Source organism: Acidovorax facilis, from assembly GCF_023913775.1.
Taxonomy (GTDB): domain Bacteria; phylum Pseudomonadota; class Gammaproteobacteria; order Burkholderiales; family Burkholderiaceae_C; genus Acidovorax; species Acidovorax facilis.
On sequence record NZ_JAMXAX010000278.1, the window covers coordinates 1 to 1,413 of the forward strand.

Annotated in this window: 1 protein-coding gene; it reads left to right on the plus strand. The window is 54.4% G+C overall.

Annotation, left to right across the window (positions count from 1 at the left end; all coding sequences use genetic code 11):
- Positions 1 to 207: 207 nt before the first annotated feature.
- Positions 208 to 1,320, plus strand: coding sequence for a hypothetical protein (locus tag NFX52_RS30115; protein WP_202907236.1), 1,113 nt, complete (start codon positions 208 to 210; stop codon positions 1,318 to 1,320).
- Positions 1,321 to 1,413: the final 93 nt, after the last annotated feature.

Below are 1,413 nucleotides of genomic sequence, written 5' to 3' on the forward strand. Positions count from 1 at the left end.
GGTACGCCGCGTCGCATATCTCGGTGTCTCTGAATCTTTGAGCATGGTGTCCACGATGGTTTACGTGCACACGATCTTGCGAGATGTCGCGGGACTGTTCAAGGTGGTACGGCTGGTCGCTTACCCTTCAACCACAAGGGAAATTTCCACACCAGCATCTATGTCAGCTCAAAGTGGGTTGACGCCTTCGAGCCTAACGGAGGTGACTTGGCCAGCCCAGACGCGACGGGCTTCGAGTCGGAGACGTGGCGAAAGGTGGCGCGCGAACTCAATAAGATCACCAGCTCTGTATATGAGGACTTCCTGCGCAAGCAGTTTGAGCGGGAGATTGAAGGGTACATCGCAGATGGCGTTTTTCCGACCTATGCGGGCCTACCCGAGGACTACAAGAAGTGGCGGTTCGAGAACACCAAAAGCATCCTACGCGCTGTATACACCGCCGATCCGACGACGTTGAAGTCCCTTAAGAAGAACCAGAAAAAAATCATCGTGCGGCTGCTCGACAAACTGTCGGTCTCCAACGAAAACGATGCCATCTTCGAGGTACTCAACAGCGTACTAGAGCTCGACGACGTCTCAACCAAACTGTTTGCCAAGCAGCTCAAGAGCGTGTCGCTACAAAGCATTGTGTCGGCCATTGAAGTCCTGCGCCGTAGACACGAAGTGGCCGAAAAGCTGCGAACGCTGATGAATGACCACTATTTGGAGACGCTTGAGACGCCGGACTTGCAGGGCATCATCGAGGCCAACACGTGGCTTTTCGGCAGTTCCTACGAAACGCTCGGAGCAGAGGAAGACACGTTCACCAAGATCGCCAAATCGCTTCGCGACGCGGTCAAGGGGATCGACGACATCACTTTAGACGACTTGGACGCAGATGAACCTACTGCCATCGAGGGCGCAAGCAAACAGCCAGATTTGTTCCTCGCACGCAAGGTTCTACACCATGACTCGATGGGCAGAAAGATTTATCGCTGTATCGTGGTGGAGATCAAGCGGCCAAGCCTCGCGCTCAATTACAAGCACCTCCAACAGCTCGATGGCTACGCGCAGCTCATCAAAAAGCACGCAGAGTTCGCTAGCAGCGATGCAATGCACTTCGAACTCATTCTGATCGGGCGCAAGATATCCGAGGCGGATACGGAGATTCGCAGTCGCATGCAGGGCCAAGTAGCCAAGGGATTGCCTGGTCTCGTTAGCGACGACGCACGCATGAAGCGCTTCGTGCTCAGTTGGTATACGCTGCTGGACAACTTCCTGCTGACCAACCAAGCCATGATCGACGCACTTAAGGCAACGCTGATTAAGGTCCACCATTGAGAGGGGTCAAACGTTATCCGCAGATGAAGCAGCAGACCTTGGCAATGGCCGCAGATCAAGACAACGGATTCGAGCATTCGCGCAAACCCACCC